This window comes from Arthrobacter sp. DMZ02-1R (assembly GCF_057747935.1).
This window is the reverse complement of record NZ_CM173230.1, coordinates 4,372,501-4,397,184: the sequence shown is the minus strand read 5'-3', so window position 1 is coordinate 4,397,184 and position 24,684 is coordinate 4,372,501. Positions and strand designations below refer to the sequence as shown.

The window sequence follows — 24,684 nt, the reverse complement described above, 5'->3', positions numbered from 1 at the left end:
CTGACATGTCCACCGATTCACTGACTGCGGGCAAGGCATCGCACCGCAAATCGTCCCATGCTGCCAAGCCGGGCCCGCAGTCGCCCGAAAACACGCCGCGGCGCCGCAAGGGCCTGAGCGAGCGCAACCGCCCCTTGTGGATGCTGATTCCAGGCGGCCTGCTGATGGTGATCATCATCGTGCTGCCGCTCCTGCTCGGCATCTTCATGTCGGGGCTGGACCTGGACCAGTATTCGCTGCGCAAGTGGGTCAGCGCACCGTTCATCGGAGTGCAGAACTTCGTTGAAGCGCTGACCGCATCGCCTTTGCTGCACGCCATCTGGCTCAGCGTCAGCTACTCGTTGCTCGCCATGGTGGTCACTATCCCGCTGGGCATCGCCGGCGCCGTCGCGACCCAGAACGCATTCAAGGGCCGCGCGGTAATCCGTTCCATCTTCCTGATCCCTTATGTCCTGCCGTCCTTCGTGGTGGCCACGGTGTGGCGGACCATGTTCCAACCGGGCAGCGTCATCGACTCGGCGCTCCATTCTGTCGGTATCAACACCGGACTCTGGCTCAACGGACCGCAGTCATTTTGGACCTTGATCCTGGTCCAGATCTGGGCATCGTGGCCGTTCGTCTACCTGCTGGCATTGTCCGGACTGCAGTCCGTGGACCATGAGGTCCACGAGGCCTCGGCCCTGGACGGTGCACTTTGGTGGAACAAGCTCCGCTATGTGGTCTTCCCCTACCTGAAGGGCCCGCTCGCCTTGGCGTTCCTGATCGGCATGCTGCACCACATCAACAACTTCACCTTGCCGTTCGTCCTCTTCGGGGTACCCGCCCCGTCCGACGTCGAGCTCCTCCCGATCCTCACCTACGTCACCAGCTTCCAGAGCTTCAGGTTCGGGCTCAGCGCCGCCATGGCCTTCATTTCGCTGATCCTGATCGCGATCCCGTTGTTCGTCTATCTGCGGGCCGTCAAACTCGACGACGCCGAAACCCCCGGAGGCAAAAAGTGAGCACCGCAACTACCGCCGTCGGACGCCGTTCGAGCGAAGACTTCCGCCCAGGCTCCAAACGCCAGCACGAGGTCACCAGGCTCATGCCAGGACCCATGCTTGCCATCATCCTGACGGCGCTGTGTGCCCTGGTGCTCATTCCGGTGGCCTACATCTTCATGGCATCCGTCAACTCGGACATCGGCGTGGCCCGCGGCGAGTTCCTCCCGTCCACGTTCTCCTTCGAGAACTACACCAAGATCTGGACGAGCGTTGGACTGGCCACTGGCCTGGCCAACAGCGTGCTCGTTGCCGGTTCCACCGCCGTGGTCTCCGCGCTGATGTCGATCGCCACCGCGTACGTCCTGGTCCGCTACCAGTTCCGCGGCCGCCTGACGATCCTTCGTGGGCTCCTGGCACTTCAATCAGTGCCTGGCACGCTCATGGTGCTTCCGGTATTCGTGCTGTTCTCGTCGGCCGCCAGCTACCTTGGCATCCAGGTGATCGGGACCCAGTGGGGCCTGTTCGTGACCTACCTGACGTTCGCAATGCCGTTCTCCACCTGGGTGATGGTCACCTATCTGCGCGGCCTGCCGCGCGAACTCGAAGAGGCCGCAAGGATCGACGGCGCCAGTAACCTGGGCGTGCTGGTCCGGATCATCCTCCCGCTGAGCTGGCCCGGCGTCGTTGTTTCCGGTATTTTCGCCTTCCTGCTCGGCTGGAACGACGTCCTGTTCGCCTCAGTCATGACGCGGCCCGAAAGCCAGACGGCCGCCGTCGCGCTCCAGGTCTTCGGTGCCTCTCAAGAAGGCGGCGCGATTCCCTTCTACGGCCAGATGATGGCGGCTTCCCTCGTGTGTGCTGCCCCGGTGGTCATCCTGTATCTGATTTTCCAGCGTTACCTAGTGGGCGGCCTGACCGCCGGAGGAGTTAAGTAGCTATGAGCACGCCTGCTGTTGAATGGGAGCTCTCGGGCTTCGGCGACGAGATCGACGACGACCCAAAGATCCAGATTGCCGTGATGCAGGCACTGGGAGCCAACCACATTGAAGTCCGCAGTGCCTGGGGCACCAACATCGTGGATCTGAATGACGCGCAGCTTGGTGAATTGAAGTCATTGCTGGATGCCGCGGACATGAAGGTTTCCGCGATCGCCTCACCGATCGGGAAAGTGGACGTTTCCCTTCCCGTGGAACACGAGGTGGAACGGCTCCGCAGGGCTGTCAACGCCGCACATGTCCTGGGATCCCGCTACATCCGGATCTTCTCCTTCTACTACGGCGAGGACGTGGCTGTTGAGAGCATCCGGGATGACGTTATCGAACGCATGCGTGCCCTCGCGGACGTGGCTGAAGAGTCCGGCGTCGTACTGTTGCACGAAAACGAGAAGGACATCTTTGGTGACATCCCGGAGCGGATCCTGGACATCATCGAATCCGTGGATTCCCCGGCACTGAAACTCGCCTGGGATGCGGCCAACTTCGTCCAGGTGGGCGTCAAGCCCTTCGACGAGGGCTACGCCAAGCTGCGCCCGCACCTTGAATACCTGCAGGTCAAGGACGCGCTGTTTTCGAACGCCGCGGTGGTCCCGGCCGGCGAGGGCGACGGGGATGTCCTCCGCACCGTCGAGGCCCTGAAAGCTGATGGCTACACCGGCTTCGCCAGCCTCGAACCGCACTTGGCCGGTGCCCACGGATTGGGCGGTTTCTCCGGCCCGACGGCGTTTGGCATCGCCGCGAGGGCGTTCGCGAAAGTTCTCAACGAAGCAGGAGTGGAAACTAAGTGACAGAGGAAAACTTGAGCCAAAGCGGCAGCGGCGTGCCCGGCGCATCCGGCGCACCAATTCACGCCGCAATCGTGGGATGCGGAGTCATCGGCCGCACGCACGCGGCTGCGGTCCAGGAGTTTCCGGAGGTCGTCATCACGGCACTGGTCGATGAGATTGCAGAGGCTTCCGAGGCGCTCGCCGCCAAGATCGAAGACCAGGGTGCCCCGAAACCGGCGGTTTTCCTGACCCTGGCCGAGGCGATCGCGGCTGTCCCGGTGGACTTGGTCATCGTTGCGACGCCCAGCGGGCTCCACATCCAGCAAGCGCTGGAAGCGCTCGACGCCGGCAAACACGTCGTGATCGAAAAGCCCCTTGACGTCGACTTGAGCCGGGCGGACGAAATCCTGGTTGCGGCCAAGGCCGCCGAGGCCAAGGGGTTGGTGGCCACCGTGATCAGCCAGCACCGCTTCGATCCGGCCAGCCGGGTGGTGGACGAGGCCCGCCGTGCCGGACGCTTCGGCACGCTGACTTCCGCCGTCGCTTCGGTCAGCTGGTGGCGGAGCCAGGGCTATTACGATTCCGGCGCCTGGCGCGGAACCTGGGCCATGGACGGCGGTGGCGCCATCATGAACCAGGGCGTCCACACCGTGGATCTGCTCTTGTGGTTCCTTGGCCGGCCCGTCGAGATCAGCGCCAAAACTGCGCTGCTGGCACATGAAGGCGTTGAGGTAGAGGACACCGCTGTGGCCACCCTGACGTTTGAGTCAGGCGCCCTTGCCGTACTGCACGCCACGACGGCGGCATACCCGGGCCTGACGGTTCGCCTGCAGGTCATGGGAAGTAAGGGTTCCGCGGTGATCGACAACGACGATCTCGCGTACTTCCACGCCTCCGACGCGGCTGATCCAGCGGAAAGCAGCGCCATGGGCATCCTCGGCGGCGGCAACCAGGCCGCCGTCGAGCTCGCCAAATACCCGGACGACAAAGTGGAAGCACTGGACCCAACCGTCTACCCGGCTGGACATGTCCGCCAGTACCGCGACATCGTTGCAGCGATCCGCGCAGGCCGCCCCGCCCGGGTTACCGTCCAGGACGCCGTGACAGCATTGGCCACGGTGCGTGCCCTGTATGTCTCTGCCACCCTGGGCCAGCCCGTGCTCATCGCCGATGTCATTGCTGGAAAGTACAACAACGTGGAGGTCCACACCGGCAACGCCGGCGCTGACCACCGGCAGGGGGTTTCGGCATGAAGTTTTCCGTGTTCACCGCCTCCACGCCCGAATGGTCCCCGCAGGAAGCCGCCACAAAGCTTGCTGCCCAGGGATGGGACGGCATCGAATGGCGGGTCACCGATCAGACGGAGGCTGCGGAGCCAGGCTTCTGGGCGGGGAACCGCGCCACTTGGCCCATGACGGGTTTGGAGGACTCGATCCCTGAGATTGCCCGGCTCACCGCGGCGTCGGGGCTCGAATTCTCCGGTCTCGGCGGCTACGCCCGCTGCGATAACCACGACGACGTCGATCGTGTCCTCGCTGCCACTGCTGCCTTGGGTGCCAGGCAAGTCCGCGTGAACGTGTTGCCGCTGGGCAACTCCAACATGGGTGGCCGGGAACCCACCGGCCTGTCCTACCCGGAGCTCTTCCAAGCCACCCGCGAACACTACGAGTGGGTCGCCGGCCGCGCTGCACACCACGGCGTCAAGGCCCTTGTGGAACTGCACCATGGAACGGTGACGGCCTCGGCCTCTTCGGCACGGCGATTGCTGGAAGGCTTGGATCCGCAGCATGTTGGCGTCATCCATGACCTTGGCAACTTGCTGATCGAGGGCTGGGAATCACCGCTGCCCGCACTCCAGCTCCTGGGTCCTTACTTGGCACATGTCCATGTGAAGAACGCCCGCTGGGTCCGTACCGACTCGAAGGACGAATCCGGCGCGGCTGTGTGGGTCAACGAATGGGCTCCCTTGGCCGAGGGGCAGGGGAGCGTCCTCGGCTACTTCCGGGCACTCGCAGAGGTTGGCTACGACTCCTGGGTCACCCTGGAGGACTTTTCCACCGAGCTTCCTTTGGAGGAACGGACGGCGTCGAACTTGGCGTATGTCCGGAAGGCAGCCGCGTTGGCTGGGTTCGCCGTCGTCGATCCCGCTCCGGCACCCTGACGGATTCGCTCTCTCCGAAGCAGAACCACAGCAGCCGCTTGCCTTCCGAAGGCAAGCGGCTGCTGTGTTGTTTGGAGGTGCCTCAGATGGTGCGCGTTGCCTTGGCCAGGTTGTCCTTGAGCTCGGCCGCATTCTGCCGAATCACGTAGGCCGGGCGGTCACGCTCCGCGCGCCAGCTCTCATCAAGCGGTCCGATATTCACGGTGTCGAAGCCGAACTCGTCGTAGAGATTCGCCACGAGTTCGGCGGCCTCGGGGTAGTCGCTCGCGGTGGACAGCGCGCGTCGGTTTTCGGTGCCCGCCGGGGTACCGTCTGTGGTGATCTCCTTCGCCATGATGTGGTTGAAGCCCTTGGCCACCTTGGACGTGGGCAGGTGCTTTTGCAGCAGCCCAGACGTGGTGGCCTCGCCCTTGTCCAGCTCCGGGATGCGGCCGTCCCGCTCCCAGTAGTAATTGTTCGTGTCGATCACAATCTTGCCCGCGAGGGGCTCCACGGGAATGTCCTGGTAGCTTCTGAGGGGCACGGTGACGACGGCGAAATCGCCCGCCGCTGCTGCCTCGGCCGGTGTTGCGGCCCGGGCATGTGTGCCGAGCTCTGCCACCTGTTCCGCGAGGGTCTCCGGCCCCCGCGAGTTGCTGATCACTACGTCATACCCAAGCTCAACCGCTTTGCGGGCGATCTGGCTGCCAATGTGTCCTGCACCGATGATTCCGATTGTTGTCATATTTGCGCCAACACCGCCCCCGGCCAGGATATTTCGAAGGTTACGGCGGGTGACGCTGACCCAAGCAGCGTGCTGGCGCCGCGGGATTTACTTCGCGTCACCCTAAAAGGATCACGACACCCGAATTCCGGCGTCGCCAGGCAATCGCGGTGGCGCAGGGCACGACGCGCATCGTGGGGCACGACGCGCATCGTGGGGCACGACGGGCATCGCAGGGCACGACGGGCATCGCAGGGCACGACGGGCATCGCAGGGCACGATGTGCCCTTTCCCCGGCCCTGAACGGCTTTACGTAGAATAGGGACCATGACTCCCGCCGTTGACACTGCCGCTGCCCGTGCCCGCCTCCTTGAATTGATCAAAGAACTGGCGGTCGTCCGCGGCAAGGTGATCCTATCCAGCGGCGCCGAGGCGGACTACTACATCGACCTGCGGCGCATCACCTTGCACCACGAGGCCTCGAAGCTGGTTGGCCAGGTCATGTTGTCCATGATCGACGACGCCGGAATTGCCGTTGAGTGCGCCGGTGGCCTGACGATGGGGGCAGACCCGGTCGGCACCGCCGTCATGCACGCAGCTGCCGATGCTGGCCGTGCCGTTGACGCATTCGTGGTACGCAAGGCGCAGAAGTCCTACGGCATGGGCCGGCAGGTGGAAGGCCCCTCGGTCGAAGGCCGCAACGTCGTGGTTCTCGAGGACACGTCCACCACCGGCGGCTCGGCCCTGACCGCCGTCGAAGGCGTCCGTAAAGCCGGTGGCAACGTGGTGGCCGTGGCCGTGATCGTGGACCGCAACACTGGTGCCAAGGAAAAGATCGAAGCCGAAACCGGCGTCCCCTACCTCTTCGCCTTCGGCAAAGACGAGCTCGGCCTCGACTAACCTCGGGCGGGACTGCGGGGGACCGTGTGACCGTCAGCCCAAGCGCCTAAGCTGGCTGGGTGGACTTTCAGGCGGGGAAATTCCCTCGTAAGCAGCGCTGGCAGGACCCGGGCTCCCCAGCCCAGGTTCTTCGCCACGCCGCCGAGCTGAAGAGTTTTTCCCGTAGGACCTTCTTGATCGGCGCTGGCGCTTCCACGGCTCTCGCGGCGGACATGCTGTTTACCCGCCAAGTCCAGGCTGAGCGCCGCACCACCAAGATCCTCCCCGTCGGAGATGACTTCGCGGAGTCCTCTTACCCCAACTCGAGTTGGATTCTCTTTCCCGGCTACAAGACCAGCTGGGAAGAAGCGCAATGGATCCTCAATTCCGTACGTGGTTCGCTGCGGCAGAGAGGCCAGCTGGCCGCCGTCGGGTACTCCAATCTGGGGTTGGACGTCGCTGAGGTGGCGGACGCCGTCGTCGGCTACATCAATGAGCGGAAGCTGAACACGCTCTACTTCTACGGCCACAGCTTCGGCGGGATGCTGGCCACTGAAGTGGCCGCGCTCCTGCGTGAACGGAACGGCGTCGGCGTCAAGCTGATCCTGTTGGATTCCTCGCCGTTCAGCAAGTACGACATCCTTGACCAAAGCTGGTTCGACGGCGTGGTGTTCTTGTACGAGAGTGGCTTCCAGGTCCCGTCGGTCATTCGCGGCGGTTACGAACTGGGCGAGCGCGTGGTGAACAAACATGAACGCACGTGGGGGCAGATCTGGGACCAGACCGTCGAGCAGCTGTCACCGATCGCTCCGTCGAGTGTCCTGATCCAGAGCGAATCGGACTACATCTACCACTTCGATGGCACCCGGTTTACGGACAGGCTGGGGGATACACGCATGGCTTTCATCGGAAATCCCCGCGATGACACGGTGAACTACGAGACTGCCCGGGCAGGGTGGGCCAAGACGTTCCCCCTCAACATGGCTTCCGCGGGACGCAGGACCGACGGCGCACGGCCCGCCCACGCGAGTCCCCAGTGGAACCCTTTTGTCTACAATCCGATCATCGAGGATTTGCAGAACGAGCTTTTCCCCTTGCCCAGGGGAGGCTCGCGGGTGGTCATCAGCTGACCCGCCTTGGCTACCCGCGCCGCAGTCCGTCCAACTCTGCACCGCTGAGGCCGGCGTCGTGCAGGTAGTCCGCCGCATCGCCGAACTCGCGGGCGAACCGGTCCAAGAAGTATTCCATGGCAGCCTCGGGGGATTGCAGCAGCATGAGCGAGGGACTGAACGCCTCCTCCGGTACCTCGGGGACGGCCAGCCGCCACGCCGCCGCCATGGTCTCCAGCATCAGGGGCAGCGCCGCAGTGCTGGCAGCGTAGTCCGCCACGACAGCGGCGCGGTCAGCGCCCGTGGCGAGGAGCGCCAAGGCTGATACGACGCCGGTGCGGTCCTTGCCGAGCGAGCAGTGGATGAGCGTCCGCCTGCCTTGGGCGGCGGGACGCAGGGATTCCGCCGCCCAATCGGGGCGGGTGCGAACCCAGCCCAGGTAGAGCTCCCCAAGGTCTTCGGCTGTGTGGATCGTTTGGAGCCCGGCCGAGGCGACACGCGGGTCGAGGGGGTTCTCCACGAGCTCCACCGCGCCGTTGGCCAGTTGCCACGGCACGATGGCGCGTTCGTACCCGCTGCGCAGATCCATGACCGTCTGGATGCCGTGCAGCTCAAAGAAGGCGGCTGTCGCGGCGGTATCCATGCCGAACGGCTGGCTGCCCCTGAGGATGCGGCCGCCGGCCAGGGAACGCAGGTTCAGCACAGCCATGGCATCAGCCTAAATCTGGCTTTTGAGATCCGCTACCGAATTCAGGACCTGGTTCGGCCGGAACGGGAAGGCCGCGATGTCCTCGCGCTGGGTGATGCCGCTGAGCACCAAGACGGTGTGCAGCCCGGCTTCCATGCCCGCGATGATGTCGGTGTCCATGCGGTCACCGATCATGGCGGTGGTTTCCGAATGCGCGTCAATCTGGTTCATGGCCGAACGGAACATCATGGGGTTCGGCTTGCCCACAATGTAGGGCTCGCGGCCGGTCGCCTTGGAGATCAGCGCCGCGATGGCGCCGGTGGCGGGCATCGGGCCGTCCTTCGACGGGCCGGTGGCGTCCGGGTTGGTGGCAATGAAGCGGGCTCCGGCGAGGATCAGCCGGATGGCCATGGTGATGGCCTCAAAGGAGTAGGTGCGGGTTTCGCCGAGCACTACGAAGTCCGGGTTCTGGTCGGTGAGGATGAAGCCCGCCTCGTGGAGCGCCGTCGTGAGCCCTGCCTCACCGATGGTGTAGGCGCGGTTGCCGGAATCCGAGCCGCGCACCTGGTCCTTCAGGAATTGCGCCGTGGCCAGGGCCGATGTCCAGATGTTCTCCTCCGGGATTTCCAGTCCGGAGGAGCTCAGCCGGGCCGCCAGGTCCCGCGGCGTGAAGATGGAGTTGTTGGTGAGGACGAGGAATCGCTTGGAGGTATCCACCCAGCGCTGGATCAGTTCGGCCGCTCCTGGGACCGCCTGGTTCTCGTGGACCAGGACACCGTCCATATCCGTGAGCCAGCATTCGATCTCATGGCCGTTGCGGTAAATGGTTGAGCTTTTCGGGGCCTCGGTTGCGTTCTCCATGCTTTTCCTCCGCGTGTTGGCTGGTTCTCGTCCCAAGTCTTTCATCTTTCGGTCTGCGAGACACCCGAGCGTCCTGCGTTACGGTGCCCCGGGCTAGGGTTGAGGAGTGACTGACCGGCCCCAGAACCCAGCCCCTACCCATACCACCCTCGAGGGTGAGCCCGAAGCGAAGCCTGAGGTCGGCGTCGGGCCCTGGGAAGGTGATTGGCCGGAGGGCGAGCACTGGGATCCGGACCTCCTGGCGGACGGCGACCGCCGCAACGTCGTGGACAAGTACCGGTACTGGAAGCACGAGGCGATCGTGGCGGATCTGGACGCCCACCGGCACGATTTCCACATCGCCATCGAGAACTGGCAGCACGACCTGAACATCGGGACGGTTGTGCGCACCGCCAACGCGTTCCTCGCCAAAGAGGTCCACATCATTGGACGACGCCGGTGGAACCGCCGCGGAGCAATGGTCACCGACCGCTACCAGCACGTCCGCCACCACCCCACCGTGGAGGATTTCGTGGCGTGGGCGCACGGGGAGGGGCTGGCCATCATCGGGATCGACATCTTCCCGGATTCCGTGCCGCTGGAAACCTACGACCTTCCGCGTAACTGCGTGCTCGTGTTCGGGCAGGAAGGCCCCGGCCTGACGCCGGAGGTGCACGAAGCCGCCGTCGCGACCCTGTCGATTGAGCAGTACGGTTCCACGCGGTCCATGAACGCGGCGTCGGCTGCGGCAATCGCGATGCACGCCTGGATCCGGCGGCACAACTTCGGACAGCGCGTGTCCTAAGAGGAGCCCGGCGGCAAAGGTCCGCAAGTGTTACCCGTCTCCGTGACTGGAAACACGGTGCCGGATTCGAAGTCGCTAGGATGGTGCCTAGCCGTATAGGTCTACTCCAGGGTCAACGAAACCCACAGACGAAAATCAGCATAGGAGTCAGCATGCCCATCGCAACCCCAGAGATTTACTCCGAAATGATCGACCGCGCGAAGGCCGGCGGCTTCGCGTTCCCGGCAGTGAACGTCACCTCGTCGCAGACCCTGAATGCCGCCATCCGCGGCTTTGCCGAGGCCGAGTCGGACGGCATCATCCAGGTTTCCACCGGTGGTGCGGCCTACTGGTCCGGCGCATCTGTCAAGGACATGGTTGCCGGCTCCCTGGGCTTCGCGGCTTTCGCCCGCGAGGTCGCGAAGAACTACAACGTGAACATCGCCCTGCACACGGACCACTGCCCACAGGACAAGCTGGCTGATTTCGTTCTTCCGCTGCTTGCCGCTTCCGAGGAAGCCGTCAAGGCCGGCAAGGACCCCATCTTCAACTCGCACATGTGGGATGGCTCGCACGAGACCCTTTCCGACAACCTGCGGATCGGCCGCGAACTCCTGGAACGCGCAGCTGCCGCCAAGATCATCCTCGAGGTTGAAATCGGCACGGTCGGCGGCGAGGAAGACGGCGTCGAGAACGAGATCAACGAGAAGCTCTACACCACCACCGAAGACGCCCTCGCCACCATCGAGGCACTCGGCACGGGCGAGAATGGCCGCTACCTGACCGCCCTCACCTTCGGCAACGTCCACGGCGTGTACAAGCCGGGCAACGTCAAGCTCCGCCCGGAACTGCTCAAGCAGATCCAGGCCGAAGTCGGCGCCAAGATCGGCAAGACCAACCCGTTCGACCTCGTCTTCCACGGCGGCTCCGGCTCCACCGAGCAGGAAATCGCCGACGCCGTTTCCTACGGTGTCATCAAGATGAACATCGACACCGACACCCAGTACGCGTTCACCCGCCCGGTTGCCGGGCACATGTTCTCGAACTACGACGGCGTCCTGAAGGTCGACGGCGAAATGGGCAACAAGAAGACGTACGACCCCCGCGTCTGGGGAGCCTCCGCCGAGGCCGGCATGGCTGCCCGCATCGTGGAAGCCGCAAAGCAGCTCGGTTCGGTAGGCAAGACCTTCTAATGTCCGACGAATTCCGCAAGAACCTGATGGGCCCAGAGCCGACGCTCCTGCCTGCCGAGACCGAGGTGTACCAGCACCTTGCCTTGGGGCAGGAAGCCCTGGACCTCGTAGCGAAGTACCCCACATCTTCGTTGCTGTGGGCGATCCTGGCCGAGGAAGCCTGGGCTGACGGCCGGACTATCGATTCCTACGCGTATTCCCGTGTGGGGTACCACCGTGGACTCGATTCGCTGCGCCGTAACGGTTGGCGCGGCGTCGGCCCCATCCCGTGGGAGCACGAGCCCAACAGGGGATTCCTGCGCGCTCTGTACTCGCTCGGCCGGGCTTCCGCAGCCATTGGCGAAGCGGAGGAGCCGGAGCGGATCGAGAAGTTCCTGAATGACTCCGATCCCGCCGCGAAGGCAGCGATCGAAGGCTAAAAACAGCTAAGAAGACGACGACGGCGGCCGCTCACTCAGGTGGGCGGCCGCCGTCGCGCTTTCCCCGCCCAACTGACTCGCACTTAATGTCGTTATGAGGCGTCTAAACGACGTTAACTGCGTGGGCCCACGCCGCCAGGGTTCCCTGGCCGAGCTTGCGAGGCGAGGGCGGCGGTGGGGATCAGTTGGGATTGCTGGAGGGTCCTAGCCGACGGGGGTCAGGCCTGTCCGGGCCATGGCCTCGGCGTAGGCGCCGTGGATGACGTCCAGGTACTCCTGCTGGCGGATGGGGGAGCCGGCAAAGGAACGCCCGCCAAGTGAGCGGACCTTGAACGTCTTGAAACCGCGGCGGTGGATGCTCTGCGGGGCGGCCTTCACGAGCTGGTCTGCCAAACGGTGGGCTTCATTGCCGTGGGCTACCAGTACAGAGGTGCGCGGCACGATCGCCAACAAGCGCAGGAGCGGCTTGAGGCCTTCGGTGATGTTGGCGGGAGTCAGCCTGCCCGGCTCTCCATCCGGTTCGATCCAGGGATACACGTTCCACGGCATCATGAGTTCCGGACGCAAGCCCAGCTGCCACTGCATGCCCAGCAGGCGGGTGGCGGCGTCCTCGTCACCCGGGACAATGAAGCCCGAGCCCTCCGTGGTGCGGCTGTTGGAGAAAAGGCTGATGATGCGGCACTCGTCAACGCTGTGGACGGGGTCTACGTAGAGGACTTCGCTGCCCGGCTTCTGTTCTTTGAGGGAATCGCAAAGCCCCGTGACCTCGGCGATGTGGGGTTCGAAACGTCGGTTCCAGAGTTGCTCTTCGAGTGAATCAGTCGCCAGGTCTTGCATATGGGCTTTGGTCTCCTACAGGTAGCTAGGCGCACTTGTCCGGCCAGGAGCGGTTGGCCGCGACCGGTCGGGTTGGGTGCTGTGTTGGGGGCTGGTTAACTATACCGGAACGGCGGCGACCTGTGGGGTGAATCGGGACTTCGTAGGTGCGTTAACTGAAAAGGCGCCGTCTCGATGGCTCGAGACGGCGCCTTTTCCGAAGCGGCTGCTACTGCTTGTTGTCGTTCTGGTCGTCGTTTTCCTTCGTGCGGGAAACCACCGTACCGTTCGATTCGTTCAGGATGAGCTTGATGTCCCGCCCATTGTCAAAGTTGAACATCGCATTGATGGATCCGGCTTTGGCGTCTGCCGACGAGTCGCCGATCTGGCCCGTGTGCCAGTTGTCCTCGATGAAGCGAAGGATGGAAGCCTGGTCCGTCTGGGTGTGGTCCACGAAGTTCTTCTTTGCGAAGGGAGAGACCACCACGAGCGGCTGGCGGGGGCCTGGGCCGCAACGGTCGGCATAGCCTCCGGCCATGGGCACACCCTTGTTGTACGCGTTGAGGCACCACGCGGCGTCGTCAGCGGTGTTCGAGGAGTTCTTTACAGCGGCGGCAACGTGGTCATACCAACCGTCCGAGTCATCGTAGGCAAGGATGACGGCGGTGTTTTCCCAGTTCTTTGAGTTCTGGATGGCGTTGACCTGCTGCGTGATGAACTTCTGCTCGTCCAGGGGATCGGAGTAGCCGGCGTGGCCGTCCTGGTAGTTTCCCGCCTTCAGGAAGGACACGGCGGGCATGTTGTCGGAATTGACTACCTTGGCGAAGTCCGTGGTGTCGTACTGGTGGTTCGCCCGTCCGTTGCGGCCGATCTCGTCCACGCTGGCGGGGGCAAGGTGGTGCGGATTGGACGTTGACTTGTAGTACTGGAACGGCTGGTGATGCGGGTTGTAGTCCGTCACCTTGGCGCCTGCAATGTTGGTGTGGGTGGTCATGCAAGCTGCCGGGGTAGTGTCCGTTGCCGCCATCGTGGGAGCAAAACCGCCCTGGAACCAGCCCCAGCTGACTCCCTTGTCATTGAGCAGGTCGCCGATGTTTTTGCCCTGCATGGCGGCGAGGTTGTTCTTGCTCGCATGGCTCTTGTTGGAGCAGTCGTCGTAGACCGGATCCGGGTCTTCCGTCATGGTGCCTACGCCGATGGCATCAGGGAACTTGACCGTGTAGTCGCTGCTTGCGGGCTTGACTGGCTGGCCGGCTGCAGTGAACTCCGTGACGCCGTGGGTCTGGCCGGACACCAGGTTGAGTGCGCCGGGGGTGGACGGGCCGAAGACGGTGCTGAAGTGGGAGTCGCTCATGGCGAAGTTCTGGGCGTAGTTCCAGATCCCGGTGACCGTGTTGCCGTCGTAGTAGTCCATGGTGAGTCCAGGCCGGCCGAACTGGCCACCCGAGCAGGTGTCCATGCTGGTGTTCTCGACGAACTTGTTCATCAGGCCTGCGTTGTAGGCCTTCTGCTCCGCGGTGTATTCGTGGTCCTGGTCGCACGTGATTGCCTGGGCAGGCGTCAGCCGCTCGGGCTGGACCGAGTTGGGGTTGTTGGGAGCCTGCAGCTTGTCGTGGGCGAGAGTGGCGATGTTCTTCGGGGTGCTGTTGGCCCCCGTGAACGTCGGAACGGCTGCGCCACTGCCTTGCTGGGTTTCGCCAGCCGTGTTTGCTGCCTGCGGGTACGTCGCGAAGTAATGGTCGAACGAGACGTTCTCGCCGAAAATCACCACAACGTGCTTGATGGGGGTCGCGGTTCCATTGTGGTCGTCGCTGGCCGAGGCCGGCGTCATGCCGAACCCGATCATGCCGGCAGCGATCGTGGATGCTGCGAGTGCGCTCACTCCCGCCGTTGATAGGAGACGCCTGTTGCGAAAATTCATTGATTTCCCTTCAGATTCACGGCCAACGCCCGGCAAACTGGCTCGCATTTGTTGTCGTTTAGACGGCTTATAACGACAACAAATGCGAGTCAGTTGGGTGTATTGGGGGTAAGGATTCACAAAAAATGTAGCCGGTCGGCTGAGGCCCGACGGCCGATTTGGAAGTTCAATGCGGACTGTTTGGAAAGAGTTCACATTCTGCTCACAGGGAACTTCGAAGGAGCCCGTCCCTGTTTGCATCTCGCTCTCCGGACGTGTGACACCAAGACCGCGGGGCGTATCGGCTAAACTTGGCTGGTAAGAGCCCCGGAACTCTTGCTGATCCCGCCGGTGAACTTTTGCGAAAGTCTGCGGGCAGGACCGAAAAGATTCGGGGCGTTCTCATGTACGGCGCTGAGCCTTGGTGATCCCGCCAGGACCGGCCCGAAAGAATGGGGGAGGATCCCATGCCCGCTATCGTGATCGTCGGAGCCCAGTGGGGCGACGAAGGCAAAGGCAAAGCAACCGACCTGCTCGGTGGCCGCGTTGACTACGTGGTTAAGCCCAACGGCGGCAACAACGCCGGGCACACCGTGGTGGTCGGCGGTGAGAAGTATGAGCTCAAGCTCCTTCCTGCCGGCATTCTGAGCCCCAACGCGATTCCGATCATCGGCAACGGCTGTGTGGTGAACCTCGAGGCGTTGTTCCAGGAGATCGACGGACTGGAAGCCCGTGGCGCGGACACTTCCCGTTTGCGCGTCTCAGCCAATGCCCACCTCGTGGCGCCGTACCACCAGGTGTTGGACAAGGTCACCGAGCGCTTCCTTGGCAGCCGCGCCATCGGCACCACCGGTCGAGGCATTGGCCCGGCCTACATGGACAAGGTTGCCCGCCTGGGTATTCGTGTCCAGGACGTCTTCGACGAATCGATCCTCCGCCAGAAGGTGGAGGGCTCGCTGCGCCAGAAGAACGAGCTCCTGGTCAAGGTCTATAACCGCCGTAACGTGGTTGTGGACGAGATCGTGGAGTACTTCCTGTCCTACGCCGAACGCCTGCGGCCGCTGGTCATTGACAGCACCCTGGTCCTCAACAATGCCCTGGACGAGGGGAAGGTGGTCCTCATGGAAGGCGGCCAGGCCACGTTCCTGGACGTCGACCACGGCACCTACCCGTTCGTGACCTCCTCCAACCCGACTGCCGGCGGCGCGTCCGTCGGCTCGGGCATCGGACCCACCCGGATATCGCGCTCCATCGGCATCATCAAGGCCTACACCACCCGTGTTGGCGCCGGTCCGTTCCCCACTGAGCTCTTTGACGAGATGGGCATGTACCTGCAGAAGACCGGTGGCGAGTTCGGCGTGAACACCGGCCGTCCGCGCCGCTGCGGATGGTACGACGCCGTCCTGGCCCGCCACGCATCCCGCGTCAACGGCTTCACGGACTACTTCGTCACCAAGCTGGACGTGCTGACCGGCATCGAGCAGATCCCCGTCTGCGTGGCCTACGACGTCGACGGCGTCCGCCACGACGAAATGCCCATGACCCAGACCGAGTTCCACCATGCAGTCCCGATCTTCGAGTACTTCGATGGCTGGACCGAGGACATCACCGCCGCCAAGACCCTGGAAGACCTCCCCGAGAACGCCCGCAACTACGTGTTGGCCCTTGAGAAGCTCTCTGGCACGCGGTTCTCCGCGATCGGCGTCGGTCCGGACCGCGACCAGACGATCGTGGTGCACGACCTCATCGAGGACTAGTCACCAAAGCTGAATGACGACGACGGCGGGCCGCCCTTTCCGGGGCGGGTCGCCGTCGTCCTTTTGGCGCCTGGAAGCCCGGAAAACACCCTCAAGAAGAACTTTCGGAATCCGCGTAACCCTTTGGGGTGCCCCGACGATTACCCCTTTGAAAGGCCGAGCTGAAATTTGTCCCCCATCAGGTTTCAGCTCGGCCCTTTTCATGTCTGAAGGGTCTCGTGGACGTGCACAGACCGGGAGAGGCGAGCCTCCGGAACTGAAAGATGGTCCTTGGCATCGTGGGAGCAACGGTTAAGCTAGGTGAGGTTGTCCGGCCGTGCTGCGTTTCGGCGGCAACGAGGATCTCGCTTAAATCCGGACATTTGTTCCCCAACGAAAGCCACTTTTCTGTGACCGACGCTTTGACCGATGCAGCCTTGCGCGCCTTCCGGGGCCGCGGGGCTGAACTGTTCAGTGCCGTCTACCAAGCCTTCGCGGGCCAGGTGCTCGGCTACCTGACAGCAAAAGGCGTCTCGGATCCGGAAGCTGTCACACAGGACGTCTTTCTTGCCGTCCTGCCACGGGTTGAGGCCATTACCGGTGGCATCAGTGGCCTGCGGACCTTTGTGTTTTCGGTAGCCCATGCCCGGATGGTGGATGACCACCGCCGGCAAAGCAGGGCGCCGGAGCACCACGAGTTTGAACCTGAGCGTGATACGCGCCAGTCGAGTTCGGCGGAAGCCGAAGCGATGGAGCGTGTGGCGCCGGGCGAAGTCATGGCGCTGTTGGATGTCCTTCGGGAAGATCAGCGGGAAGTCCTGACGCTTCGGATCGTTGCCGGCCTGACGGTGGATCAGGCAGCCGAAATCATGGGGAAAAGCCAAGGCGCAGTCAAGCAACTGCAGCGCCGGGCATTGAATGCACTCCGCGAGCACTCGGTAGTAAAGGAATACGTGGCCCCATGATGCGTTGGGATTGCAAGGACATTGACCGTGACGCGATCATCCGCGAGCTCATGCTCGAGGCTGGTCTGACGGATGCTCCCGCGCTCGCGGATTCTTTGAAAACAATGAAGTCCTTCGCCTCCATGGCTGCGCCGGTCCCCGGCCCGGCTCTTGCCGCGATGCTGGCTGGTACTGCTGCCGCAGTTGGCCCCGTCGCCGAAGTTGGCATGGCCCCTGGAATCGGGACTGCCGCTGGTGACCCCATGAACGAACTTCCCGTTGACGAACTGGGCAAGCGTCGTCGGCGCAAACACCGGCCTGCGGTCATTGGTGCCGCCGTCCTGACCGCTATGGGCTTGGGCATCGGGGGCGTGGCAGCCTCGAGTTCCGGATTTAGCAAAGGAGCTCCTGATTTCATGCAGTCGCTCATCTCCGGCTGGGCGCCGGGCTGGACCACCGCTCCGCCATCGTTGGTGCCCCCGGCCCCCGCCGGCGATTCCCCGAAGGTCACCACGCACCCGGCACCTGTTGATCTGCCTGCTCCTGCCGTGGCGCCGGAACCCGCCATCCCACATGCCCCAGACGCCGCCGTACCGCATGTGGTTGAGCCTTCCCCGGACGCAGTGGCGCCGTCAGACGTGGAGCCCACCGAAGCGAAGGATTCACCGGAGCAAGGAGCCGGACGGCCCGAAGTGCCGAAGACGGTGCACACGGAGCCCAAGACGGATTCCCAAGGCGTATTCAAGCAGACGGCGGACACGTTGCTGAAGTGGGGAAACAAGGATTTCCGGGCTGGACTGCAGCAGTTCCTGCAGGACAGCAAGGCAGATCTCACCAGGAAGTCCCAAGGGGCGTCCTTGCGCTGGCTCTTCGGACTAGCCCGCTAGCTCGGCCGCACAGCCGGAATCCCTGTCAATAATTCGGCCAAGGGGCCGCGAAACCACGGGAGTAGGCTTGGGGTATGACACACGTCAACGATCCGGCAGTCATTGACCGGCTTATGCGAACAAAGGGCCGCTGGGCAATCGTCGGACTCAGCACGAATGAGTGGCGCTCCGCGTTCGAAGTTGCTCTCTACATTCGGGACACCATGGGCATGGAGATCGTCCCGATCAACCAAAAGGGCGAAGACGTCCACGGTGAAACTGGCTACAAGTTCCTCGCCGATGTGCCCCTCGAACAGCCGATCGACGTCGTCGACTGCTTTGTGAATTCTTCGCGCGTTGGCGGCGTGGTTGACGAGGCCATTGCGGTGGGAGCGAAAGCCGTGTGGCTCCAGCTCGGCGTGATTGATGAGGATGCAGCGGAGCGGGCCAAAGCGGCGGGTCTGGACGTGGTCATGAACGCTTGTCCGGCGCAGATGGGCTGGCGGAGCGACAACTAGCGATGCCTCCCGTTAACCGGCCGCTGTTATAGTCCGGGGGCAATCACCGAATTCGAGGCCAGGGAACCCATGTGTGAAGACCACCCTTCCACTGCCAGCCGACGCACGGCGCTCGGTTTTCTCGGGGTGTCCCTCGCGGCAGGGCTGGGAGCGTGCACGGCTCCCGGAAACCGGTCCGTAGAAAGCCCGACGGCGGTTCCCAGCAGTGCCGGCGCCGCGCCGTCGTCGTCCGCATCGCCAAGTGCCGCAACGAGCCCAACGCCGAGCCCCGGTGTCCCGAAGCGGCTGCGGCGCTCCTTTGTCCCGGACTTTACGCTGCCGCCCATCCAAGGTGGACTGGCTCCTGTGATCACCAAAATACCCACCAAACTTCCCGTGGTGTTCCTGACGATCGACGATGGCGTGGTCAAGTCCCCGGAAAGCGTGCGACTCCTCGCGGAGAACGACTATCCGGCCACATTGTTCCTGACGAGCAACACGGTCCGCGACAACCCTGCGTTCTTCAAGGCGTTCATGGCGCAGGGGAGCCTGGTTGAAAACCATACGGTCAGCCACAACGTCAACATGACCACCCAATGGGGCTACCAGCGGCAGCTTGATGACATCACCGGCATGCAGGATTTCGCCGTCCAGCAGTACGGCCGCAAGCCCACGTTGTTCAGGCCGCCCGGGGGTGCGTACTCCACCGCTATGAGGCAAGCCGTGGCCGCCGCAGGCCTGAAGGCGATCGTTACCTGGGAGGTCAGGGCAAATGCCGGGCGCATGGACTACCAATATGGAAATTCGCTGCGGCCTGGCGACATCGTCCTGATGCATTTCCGCCCTGAATTCGCGGCCGATTTTGCGGCATTCCGTTCTGCGCAGGTCGCCGCCGGCCTGGAAGTGGTGCTCCTGGAGGACTTCCTGGGCGTTGCCTGAGGCCGGGTCTCCGCTAGTCTCAGTGCATGGATGCTGCCACCCTTCGCCGAATCTGCCTGGGCTTCCCCGGGGTTTTTGAGGACTTCCCGTTCGGCCCGGAAACATCGGTTTTCAAGGTCCGTTCGGCCGTGTCCGGGGGAGGCAAGCAGGAAGGCAAAATGTTCGCGGCCTCCGCCATGGACGACCACAACCTTGCGGTGAGCCTCAAATGCGATCCTTCCTTGGCTGTGCAATTGCGCGCGGCCCATCCGGAAATCACCGGGGCTTGGCATATGAATAAGACGCACTGGAATGGCGTGCGCTTGGACGGCGCCCTTCCGGACGCCATGGTCCGGGACATGGTGGAGGACTCGTATGACCTAGTGGTTTCGTCGTTGAGCCGCAAGCAGCAGGAACAGTTGGGCTGGGCTCGCCTCGCCAAGGGGTAACACGCGGACCCTGTCCTCCGCTTCGGTTAGATTGTGAGTGCACCGCACCTTCCATCGCCCCGAAGCAATCAGGAGGAGCCAGATGCTTGAACAAAAGACCCTCGATGAGCTGTGGAATTTTGAGGACCCTGCACTGTCGGAAGCCCGTTTCCGCGAAGCCATGGCGGATCCCGCCTACGATCCTTTTGAACGGGCCGAGCTCGCCACCCAATTGGGCCGGGCCATCGGCCTGCAGGGCCGCTTCGAGGAAGCAGATGCTCTCCTGGACGGGATCGACGCCGAAGAGGAGCCCACGCTTGCGGTGCGGATTCTCCTGGAACGCGGACGCTTGCTCAACTCCGCGGGCCACCCGGCCATGGCGGTTCCGCTCTTTGAGCAGGCGGCCGAATTGGGGGACCTCTTGGGCGATGATTTCCTCGCCGTGGACGCACTTCATATGCTGGCCATCGCGGACTCCGGCCATCAGGAATCATGGACGCGAAGTGCGCTCGAGTACGCCTCCGCCGTCGAGGATCCCCGCACCAAACGGTGGATGGTTTCGCTGCACAACAACCTCGGTTGGGCGCTCTACGACGACGGTCGCCGCACCGAGGCGATGGTGGAGTTCCAGCTCGCTGAGCAGTGGGCTGAGCGGGTAGGAACCGAGCAACAGCGGCAATGGGCGCGCGAGGCCGTTGCCGAGTGCGCAAAATCCTTGAATCTACGGGGCTAAACAGGCCAAACGACCCTCCGGAAGGGCATTTTCGACAGATCACATTTTGACAAAAGTTGATTGAAACTGCCCTCAAATATTGCTTTTCAATCACTCGTGGTGAAGTATGTCACACGAAGGGCGCGTCGCAGCGGCGGTGCCCGGACCGATCCACTGCCGGCCGAGGTGCCGTCAGAATCGGTACTACGAGTCTCTGGAGGGTTTTAGGATGAACGTTCAGCAACAGTCCTTTGCACGTCGTGGTTTCCTCCGCGGCGCGCTTGCCGCGGCCGTGCTTGTGCCGTTGGCCGGCTCGATGGCCTCCTGCGCAGCCGGTGGCGGCGGAGGATCCACCGGTCCTACGGGGACCGTTTCAGATGCCAACCCGTTCGGCATGGCAGACAAGTCCACCGTTGACGCGGTGATCTTCAAGGGCGGCTACGGAATCGACTATGTTGACTTCGCGGGCAAAGCCTTCGAAAGCGCACATTCGGGTTCCACAGCCAAGATTGCCCCCTCGACGGACATCGCGCAGGAACTCCAGCCGCGATTCGTTGGAGGCAACCCGCCGGACTTGATCGACAACTCCGGAGCCAAGGCAATCGGCTTCAGCACCATCCTGGCCCAGCTCGAAGACCTCACCAGCGTGGTCAACGCCAAGAACCTCGAAGGCAAGGTCATCAAGGACACCCTCTATGGAGGTGTGCTTGCTCCGGGTACCTTCGAAGGCAAGCTGGCCGCCCTGGACTACGTGCTGACGGTCTACGCAATGTGGTACTCCGACGCCCTGCTCAAGGACAACGGCTGGTCCGTCCCCAAGACCTGGGACGAAATGTACGCGCTTGGCGAGCAGGCCAAGGCCAAGGGCAAGTACCTGTTCGTTTGGGGCAAGGAAGCCGCCACCTACTACCAGGAGATGGCAATCGCCTCCGCCATCAAGGAAGGTGGACACGATGTCCGTCTGGGCCTTGAAAACCTCAAGGCAGATTGCTGGTCCCACCCGGCACTCCAGAGCGTCTTCACTGCCATGGGAAAGATCGTCAAGGCCGGGTTCTTCAAGCCCGGCGGTTCCGGCACCCAGTTCACCGCGGCGCAGGCGCAGTGGAGCAACGCCCAAGAGGCAGTGTTCTACCCGTCCGGCTCGTGGATCGAGAACGAGATGAAGGACCAGACGAAGGCCGGCTTCAAGATGACGGGCGCCCCGGTCCCCTCAGTGACCACCAGCTCCAAGCTGCCGTATACGGCACTCCACAGCGCAGCAGGCGAGCCGTTCGTGGTTCCTTCGCAAGGCAAGAACGTCGCCGGCGGCAAGGAACTGCTCCGCGTCATGCTGTCCAAGGATGCAGCCACCAACTTCGCCAAGACCAAGCTGGCCCCCACCATCGTCAAGGACACAGTTCCCGCCGATGGTTTCGGATCCACGGCTTTGGTTTCCCAGACCAAGCTGCTCGGCGACGCTGGAGACAACATCTACACCTGGAACTTCATCGACCTCTACGGCACCAACAAGGACCAGTTGGTCGTATGGAACACGTTCCTCGACGGAAAATCCGACGTCGCAACCCTGACGTCGGACTTGCAGAAGATCACCGACAAGGTCCGCAACGACAGCTCGGTCAAGAAGATTGAAGTGAAGTGACTTCAGTGAAAGCAAAAACACTCCGGGTCGGCGACGGTGCGTCCGCCGTCGTCGTTCCGGACGCCGCACCACCCGTCTACAAGAGGCGGCGCAAGCCCCTGACGTTCGACAAGATCAGCTTCTTCGTGGTCTTCCTCGGCCTGCCTCTGGCCATGTACATCCTGTTTGTGATCTCACCGTTTGCCCAGGCGTTTTACTACTCCATGACGGACTGGAGCGGTTTCTCGCCCAACATGAATTTCACGGGTTTCCAGAACTACCAGAAGCTCTTCACGGATGACATCTTCATGAAGGCCATGGGGAACAACATCCTGCTGGTCATCTTCCTGCCGATCATCACCATCATCCTCAGCCTGGTGCTGGCAACCTTGGTGACCGTGGGAGGCAGCAGCAAGGGCCAGATCAAGGGCCTGCGCAACTCGAGCTTCTACCGTGTTGTCTCTTTCTTCCCCTACACGATTCCTGCCATTGCGATCGGCATCATGTGGGGCCAGATCTACGATCCTTCCGGAGGTCTGCTGAACGGCATCCTCACGTCCATGGGCATGGACCAGTTCAAGTCCTTCGCCTGGCTCGGTGACAAGAGCACCGCCATGATCGCTACGATGTTCGTGATCGTATGGGGCTTCATCGGCTTCTACATGGTGCTGTTCGTCGCCGGTATCAAGGGCATCCCGGCAGAGCTGTTTGAGGCGGCCAGGATTGATGGGGCAGGGCGTTTCCGCACTGCCGTGTCCATCACCATCCCGTTGATCCGGGACAACATCCAGACCGCCTACATCTACATGGGCATCCTGGCGCTCGATGCGTTCGTCTACATGGCCGCCCTCAACTCCGGCGGTGGCCCGGACAACTCCACCTTGGTGATGTCCCAGCAGCTCTTCTTTACCGCTTTCACCAAGGGCCAGTTCGGCCTGGCCAGCGCCATGGGCGTTGTGCTGGCCGTAGCCACCCTGATCTTCTCCGGCCTCGTGTTCCTGGTCAACAGGCTCACGGGTGGCGACAAGGATGTGTCCCTCTGATGACTACCAAAATAGCCAGCCAGGAAATGAAGTCGCTGCACTTCACCCCTCGCAAGCCGGCCATGACCACCGGCGACAAGGTGGTGGGCGCGGTTTCGCACACGGCCCTGACCATCTGGTCCCTCATTGTGATCCTGCCCTTGCTCTGGACTTTCATGTCCTCCTTCAAGACGTCCAGCGAGATCTTCGCCTCGCCGTTCGCCTTGCCCTCGCAGTGGCGGTTCGATAACTACATCCGGGCCTGGAGCGAAGCCGGAATCGGAAGCTACTTCCTGAATTCGGTGGTCGTGGTGGGTTCGGCGCTCGTGATCGTCATGGTCCTTGGTGCTATGTGTGCTTACATCCTTGCGCGTTACACCTTCCCGGGCAGCAAGGCCATTTACTACCTGATGCTGGCTGGCCTGACCTTCCCGATCTTCCTGGCCATGGTCCCGCTGTTCTTCATCATGCGGAACATCGGCCTGCTGAACACTTTGCCGGGACTCATCCTGGTGTATGTCGGCTTTGCGCTGCCGTTCACGGTGTTCTTCCTGTTCTCCTTCTTCAAGTCCCTTCCCCACGAAATCACCGAGGCTGCTGCCTTGGATGGAGCGGGCGAGTGGCGGACGTTCTTCCAAGTCATGTTGCCGATGGCCAAGCCCGGGCTCGCTTCCGTGGCCATCTTCAACTTCCTTGGCCTGTGGAACCAGTTCCTGATTCCGGTGGCGATCAACGCAGCCGGGCCGCGCGTGCTGTCCCAAGGGCTGGCTGCCTTCGCCGGCCAGATGGGTTATGCAGTGGACTTCGGCGCCTTGTTCGCGGCCGTCACGGTCACTGTGGTTCCGGTACTGATCGTCTACGTCATCTTCCAGCGTCAGCTTCAAGGCTCCGTATCGCAGGGTACGTCCAAGTAGCACAACCAAGCTAAATAGGCGCCCGACGGCGGCTCTCACCTTTGGTGGGGACCGCCGTCGTGCGTTTCTGGGAGGGATCGTGCGCAGCTGTGGCGATCAGGACGAGCAGCCCGACGGCACCGAGAGCCACACCCTTCGCGCAATAGCCCACCACGCCCAGCACCGCGAACGCATCTCCAAAGAGCCCGGACGGTTTTCCGCGCAGGTTCCTTTTATACCCGCCCCGATGATCACCAGGAGGACAGTGCCGCCAGACGCGGCAGCCATCTGGCCCACGGCCCCGCTTTCGTCGGCTTGCCCCGATTCCCCCAGCGCGATCCGCAAGGCGATGACACCGAATCGGCGCCCCGGGACACCGCATTGCCGGCGTTGTTCGTATGATCGTCTGTGCCCACGGAGCTCCTTTTGGTCTGCCCTCGTCCTGCCACTGTGGGCTACCGGAAGGGATGAAATGCGGCTACTCGATACCATGGGCGCATGTGGATCGCGTGGATCGAGTTCGACATCCTCCTCGGAGAGGTGCACAGCCTGAAGGAGAAGCGCTCCCTCGTGCGTCCGCTGATCGCCGAGTTGAAACGACGCTTCGAGGTCTCCGCCGCCGAGACCGGGCACCTGGACCAGCATCGCCGAGCCCTCATCGGCGCAGCCGCGGTAGCGCCGGACAGGGCGCACCTTGTGGAGGTGCTCGACGCCGTCGAACGCTTTGTTGCCGCCCGCCCCGAACTGGAGCTGCTGAGCGCCCGACGCCGGGACCTCCACAGCGAGGACTGACCCGGACCCTGGACGCTCGCT

27 protein-coding genes are annotated in these 24,684 nt (G+C 63.0%); 21 read left to right on the top strand and 6 right to left on the bottom strand.

From position 1 onward, the window contains the following. Nucleotides 1–5: 5 nt before the first annotated feature. The 5 genes from AC3ANQ_RS20885 (at nt 6) to AC3ANQ_RS20865 (ending at nt 4,906) form a co-directional block, all read left to right on the top strand. A complete protein-coding gene (locus tag AC3ANQ_RS20885; RefSeq protein ID WP_488302798.1) occupies nt 6–1,001 on the top strand; it encodes a carbohydrate ABC transporter permease in 996 nt (331 codons plus the stop codon). 83 nt (nt 1,002–1,084) lie between these two features. Beyond that, nucleotides 1,085–1,918 (top strand): carbohydrate ABC transporter permease, encoded by an 834-nt coding sequence (locus AC3ANQ_RS20880; RefSeq protein ID WP_488305388.1) that lies wholly within the window; start codon nt 1,085–1,087, stop codon nt 1,916–1,918. Between the two features lie 2 nt (nt 1,919–1,920). Next, nucleotides 1,921–2,766 (top strand): sugar phosphate isomerase/epimerase family protein, encoded by an 846-nt coding sequence (locus tag AC3ANQ_RS20875; RefSeq protein WP_488302797.1) that lies wholly within the window; start codon nt 1,921–1,923, stop codon nt 2,764–2,766. Beyond that, nucleotides 2,763–3,998, top strand: coding sequence for a Gfo/Idh/MocA family protein (locus tag AC3ANQ_RS20870; protein WP_488302796.1), 1,236 nt, complete (start codon nt 2,763–2,765; stop codon nt 3,996–3,998). Before AC3ANQ_RS20875 ends, AC3ANQ_RS20870 begins: the two co-directional genes overlap by 4 nt. Continuing rightward, nucleotides 3,995–4,906: a sugar phosphate isomerase/epimerase family protein gene (locus tag AC3ANQ_RS20865; protein ID WP_488302795.1), complete on the top strand. Its 912-nt coding sequence runs from the start codon at nt 3,995–3,997 to the stop codon at nt 4,904–4,906. The genes AC3ANQ_RS20870 and AC3ANQ_RS20865 overlap by 4 nt, the downstream gene beginning before the upstream one ends. 82 nt (nt 4,907–4,988) lie before the next feature. Here AC3ANQ_RS20865 and AC3ANQ_RS20860 read toward each other — a convergent pair whose 3' ends face one another. Then, nucleotides 4,989–5,630: an NADPH-dependent F420 reductase gene (locus tag AC3ANQ_RS20860; RefSeq protein WP_488302794.1), complete on the bottom strand. Its 642-nt coding sequence runs from the start codon at nt 5,628–5,630 to the stop codon at nt 4,989–4,991. A 306-nt stretch (nt 5,631–5,936) separates the two neighbouring features. On the opposite strand from AC3ANQ_RS20860, the gene pyrE reads away from it, so the two are divergent. Together pyrE and AC3ANQ_RS20850 are read left to right on the top strand one after the other, a co-directional pair. Next, nucleotides 5,937–6,509, top strand: a complete 573-nt coding sequence (gene pyrE, locus AC3ANQ_RS20855) for an orotate phosphoribosyltransferase (protein WP_268023778.1) — start codon at nt 5,937–5,939, stop codon at nt 6,507–6,509. 59 nt (nt 6,510–6,568) lie between these two features. Further along, on the top strand, nt 6,569–7,618 hold the full coding sequence (locus AC3ANQ_RS20850) for a thioesterase domain-containing protein (RefSeq protein ID WP_488302793.1): 1,050 nt from the start codon (nt 6,569–6,571) through the stop codon (nt 7,616–7,618). 10 nt (nt 7,619–7,628) lie between these two features. Here AC3ANQ_RS20850 and AC3ANQ_RS20845 read toward each other — a convergent pair whose 3' ends face one another. Then, nucleotides 7,629–8,306 (bottom strand): tyrosine-protein phosphatase, encoded by a 678-nt coding sequence (locus tag AC3ANQ_RS20845; RefSeq protein ID WP_488302792.1) that lies wholly within the window; start codon nt 8,304–8,306, stop codon nt 7,629–7,631. Nucleotides 8,307–8,315: 9 nt separating this feature from the next. Continuing rightward, complete coding sequence (locus tag AC3ANQ_RS20840) at nt 8,316–9,146, bottom strand: HAD-IIA family hydrolase (RefSeq protein WP_488302791.1); 831 nt, start codon at nt 9,144–9,146, stop codon at nt 8,316–8,318. Between the two features lie 106 nt (nt 9,147–9,252). Between AC3ANQ_RS20840 and AC3ANQ_RS20835 the strand changes: the two genes are divergently transcribed. From AC3ANQ_RS20835 to AC3ANQ_RS20825, 3 genes are read left to right on the top strand one after another with little or no spacing between them, the layout of a single operon-like run. Then, nucleotides 9,253–9,930, top strand: a complete 678-nt coding sequence (locus tag AC3ANQ_RS20835; RefSeq protein WP_488302790.1) for a TrmH family RNA methyltransferase — start codon at nt 9,253–9,255, stop codon at nt 9,928–9,930. After that, the gene (gene fbaA, locus AC3ANQ_RS20830) at nt 9,891–11,102 is read left to right on the top strand and encodes a class II fructose-bisphosphate aldolase (RefSeq protein ID WP_488305387.1); all 1,212 of its coding nucleotides are present in this window, start codon (nt 9,891–9,893) and stop codon (nt 11,100–11,102) included. The genes AC3ANQ_RS20835 and fbaA overlap by 40 nt, the downstream gene beginning before the upstream one ends. Further along, the gene (locus tag AC3ANQ_RS20825) at nt 11,102–11,521 is read left to right on the top strand and encodes a DUF3151 domain-containing protein (RefSeq protein WP_059388503.1); all 420 of its coding nucleotides are present in this window, start codon (nt 11,102–11,104) and stop codon (nt 11,519–11,521) included. The genes fbaA and AC3ANQ_RS20825 overlap by 1 nt, the downstream gene beginning before the upstream one ends. Before the next feature lie 204 nt (nt 11,522–11,725). Here AC3ANQ_RS20825 and AC3ANQ_RS20820 read toward each other — a convergent pair whose 3' ends face one another. Further along, nucleotides 11,726–12,358: a uracil-DNA glycosylase family protein gene (locus tag AC3ANQ_RS20820; protein WP_488302789.1), complete on the bottom strand. Its 633-nt coding sequence runs from the start codon at nt 12,356–12,358 to the stop codon at nt 11,726–11,728. A gap of 208 nt (nt 12,359–12,566) precedes the next feature. After that, nucleotides 12,567–14,219 carry a phospholipase C gene (locus AC3ANQ_RS20815; RefSeq protein WP_488302788.1) on the bottom strand — a complete coding sequence of 551 codons (1,653 nt, stop codon included), beginning with the start codon at nt 14,217–14,219 and terminating at the stop codon, nt 12,567–12,569. A 485-nt stretch (nt 14,220–14,704) separates the two neighbouring features. Between AC3ANQ_RS20815 and AC3ANQ_RS20810 the strand changes: the two genes are divergently transcribed. The 4 genes from AC3ANQ_RS20810 to AC3ANQ_RS20795 all read left to right on the top strand — a co-directional run bounded on the left by AC3ANQ_RS20810 (nt 14,705) and on the right by AC3ANQ_RS20795 (nt 18,301). After that, a complete protein-coding gene (locus AC3ANQ_RS20810; protein WP_488302787.1) occupies nt 14,705–15,994 on the top strand; it encodes an adenylosuccinate synthase in 1,290 nt (429 codons plus the stop codon). Between the two features lie 389 nt (nt 15,995–16,383). Next, nucleotides 16,384–16,938, top strand: a complete 555-nt coding sequence (locus AC3ANQ_RS20805; RefSeq protein ID WP_488302786.1) for an RNA polymerase sigma factor — start codon at nt 16,384–16,386, stop codon at nt 16,936–16,938. Beyond that, nucleotides 16,935–17,804, top strand: a complete 870-nt coding sequence (locus AC3ANQ_RS20800; RefSeq protein ID WP_488302785.1) for a hypothetical protein — start codon at nt 16,935–16,937, stop codon at nt 17,802–17,804. The genes AC3ANQ_RS20805 and AC3ANQ_RS20800 overlap by 4 nt, the downstream gene beginning before the upstream one ends. A gap of 74 nt (nt 17,805–17,878) precedes the next feature. Then, entirely contained in the window at nt 17,879–18,301 is a 423-nt protein-coding gene (locus tag AC3ANQ_RS20795) for a CoA-binding protein (protein WP_488302784.1), read from the top strand. Between the two features lie 26 nt (nt 18,302–18,327). Here the strand turns inward: AC3ANQ_RS20795 and AC3ANQ_RS20790 are convergent, their stop codons facing one another. Further along, nucleotides 18,328–18,627: a hypothetical protein gene (locus AC3ANQ_RS20790; RefSeq protein ID WP_488302783.1), complete on the bottom strand. Its 300-nt coding sequence runs from the start codon at nt 18,625–18,627 to the stop codon at nt 18,328–18,330. Between the two features lie 19 nt (nt 18,628–18,646). On the opposite strand from AC3ANQ_RS20790, the gene AC3ANQ_RS20785 reads away from it, so the two are divergent. The 7 genes from AC3ANQ_RS20785 to AC3ANQ_RS20755 all read left to right on the top strand — a co-directional run bounded on the left by AC3ANQ_RS20785 (nt 18,647) and on the right by AC3ANQ_RS20755 (nt 24,663). Then, nucleotides 18,647–19,219: a polysaccharide deacetylase family protein gene (locus AC3ANQ_RS20785; protein ID WP_488302782.1), complete on the top strand. Its 573-nt coding sequence runs from the start codon at nt 18,647–18,649 to the stop codon at nt 19,217–19,219. Between the two features lie 26 nt (nt 19,220–19,245). After that, nucleotides 19,246–19,647, top strand: coding sequence for an MmcQ/YjbR family DNA-binding protein (locus AC3ANQ_RS20780; protein WP_488302781.1), 402 nt, complete (start codon nt 19,246–19,248; stop codon nt 19,645–19,647). An 82-nt stretch (nt 19,648–19,729) separates the two neighbouring features. Further along, nucleotides 19,730–20,359, top strand: coding sequence for a hypothetical protein (locus tag AC3ANQ_RS20775; RefSeq protein WP_488302780.1), 630 nt, complete (start codon nt 19,730–19,732; stop codon nt 20,357–20,359). Between the two features lie 208 nt (nt 20,360–20,567). Then, the gene (ngcE, locus tag AC3ANQ_RS20770; protein WP_488302779.1) at nt 20,568–21,977 is read left to right on the top strand and encodes an N-acetylglucosamine/diacetylchitobiose ABC transporter substrate-binding protein; all 1,410 of its coding nucleotides are present in this window, start codon (nt 20,568–20,570) and stop codon (nt 21,975–21,977) included. Next, nucleotides 21,974–22,999, top strand: coding sequence for a carbohydrate ABC transporter permease (locus tag AC3ANQ_RS20765; protein WP_488302778.1), 1,026 nt, complete (start codon nt 21,974–21,976; stop codon nt 22,997–22,999). The genes ngcE and AC3ANQ_RS20765 overlap by 4 nt, the downstream gene beginning before the upstream one ends. Beyond that, entirely contained in the window at nt 22,999–23,892 is an 894-nt protein-coding gene (locus tag AC3ANQ_RS20760; RefSeq protein ID WP_488302777.1) for a carbohydrate ABC transporter permease, read from the top strand. The genes AC3ANQ_RS20765 and AC3ANQ_RS20760 overlap by 1 nt, the downstream gene beginning before the upstream one ends. 477 nt (nt 23,893–24,369) lie before the next feature. After that, nucleotides 24,370–24,663: a DUF503 domain-containing protein gene (locus AC3ANQ_RS20755; protein ID WP_488302776.1), complete on the top strand. Its 294-nt coding sequence runs from the start codon at nt 24,370–24,372 to the stop codon at nt 24,661–24,663. Nucleotides 24,664–24,684 lie beyond the last annotated feature (21 nt).

Coding starts and splice junctions, on each gene's coding strand:
- AC3ANQ_RS20885 (WP_488302798.1), top strand. CDS start 6: ATGTCCACCGATTCACTGACTGCGGGCAAGGCATCGCACCGCAAATCG.
- AC3ANQ_RS20880 (WP_488305388.1), top strand. CDS start 1,085: ATGCCAGGACCCATGCTTGCCATCATCCTGACGGCGCTGTGTGCCCTG.
- AC3ANQ_RS20875 (WP_488302797.1), top strand. CDS start 1,921: ATGAGCACGCCTGCTGTTGAATGGGAGCTCTCGGGCTTCGGCGACGAG.
- AC3ANQ_RS20865 (WP_488302795.1), top strand. CDS start 3,995: ATGAAGTTTTCCGTGTTCACCGCCTCCACGCCCGAATGGTCCCCGCAG.
- AC3ANQ_RS20860 (WP_488302794.1), bottom strand. CDS start 5,630: ATGACAACAATCGGAATCATCGGTGCAGGACACATTGGCAGCCAGATC.
- pyrE (WP_268023778.1), top strand. CDS start 5,937: ATGACTCCCGCCGTTGACACTGCCGCTGCCCGTGCCCGCCTCCTTGAA.
- AC3ANQ_RS20845 (WP_488302792.1), bottom strand. CDS start 8,306: ATGGCTGTGCTGAACCTGCGTTCCCTGGCCGGCGGCCGCATCCTCAGG.
- AC3ANQ_RS20840 (WP_488302791.1), bottom strand. CDS start 9,146: ATGGAGAACGCAACCGAGGCCCCGAAAAGCTCAACCATTTACCGCAAC.
- AC3ANQ_RS20825 (WP_059388503.1), top strand. CDS start 11,102: ATGTCCGACGAATTCCGCAAGAACCTGATGGGCCCAGAGCCGACGCTC.
- AC3ANQ_RS20820 (WP_488302789.1), bottom strand. CDS start 12,358: ATGCAAGACCTGGCGACTGATTCACTCGAAGAGCAACTCTGGAACCGA.
- AC3ANQ_RS20810 (WP_488302787.1), top strand. CDS start 14,705: ATGCCCGCTATCGTGATCGTCGGAGCCCAGTGGGGCGACGAAGGCAAA.
- AC3ANQ_RS20800 (WP_488302785.1), top strand. CDS start 16,935: ATGATGCGTTGGGATTGCAAGGACATTGACCGTGACGCGATCATCCGC.
- AC3ANQ_RS20795 (WP_488302784.1), top strand. CDS start 17,879: ATGACACACGTCAACGATCCGGCAGTCATTGACCGGCTTATGCGAACA.
- AC3ANQ_RS20790 (WP_488302783.1), bottom strand. CDS start 18,627: ATGGGCGGCAGCGTAAAGTCCGGGACAAAGGAGCGCCGCAGCCGCTTC.
- AC3ANQ_RS20780 (WP_488302781.1), top strand. CDS start 19,246: ATGGATGCTGCCACCCTTCGCCGAATCTGCCTGGGCTTCCCCGGGGTT.
- AC3ANQ_RS20775 (WP_488302780.1), top strand. CDS start 19,730: ATGCTTGAACAAAAGACCCTCGATGAGCTGTGGAATTTTGAGGACCCT.
- ngcE (WP_488302779.1), top strand. CDS start 20,568: ATGAACGTTCAGCAACAGTCCTTTGCACGTCGTGGTTTCCTCCGCGGC.
- AC3ANQ_RS20760 (WP_488302777.1), top strand. CDS start 22,999: ATGACTACCAAAATAGCCAGCCAGGAAATGAAGTCGCTGCACTTCACC.
- AC3ANQ_RS20755 (WP_488302776.1), top strand. CDS start 24,370: ATGTGGATCGCGTGGATCGAGTTCGACATCCTCCTCGGAGAGGTGCAC.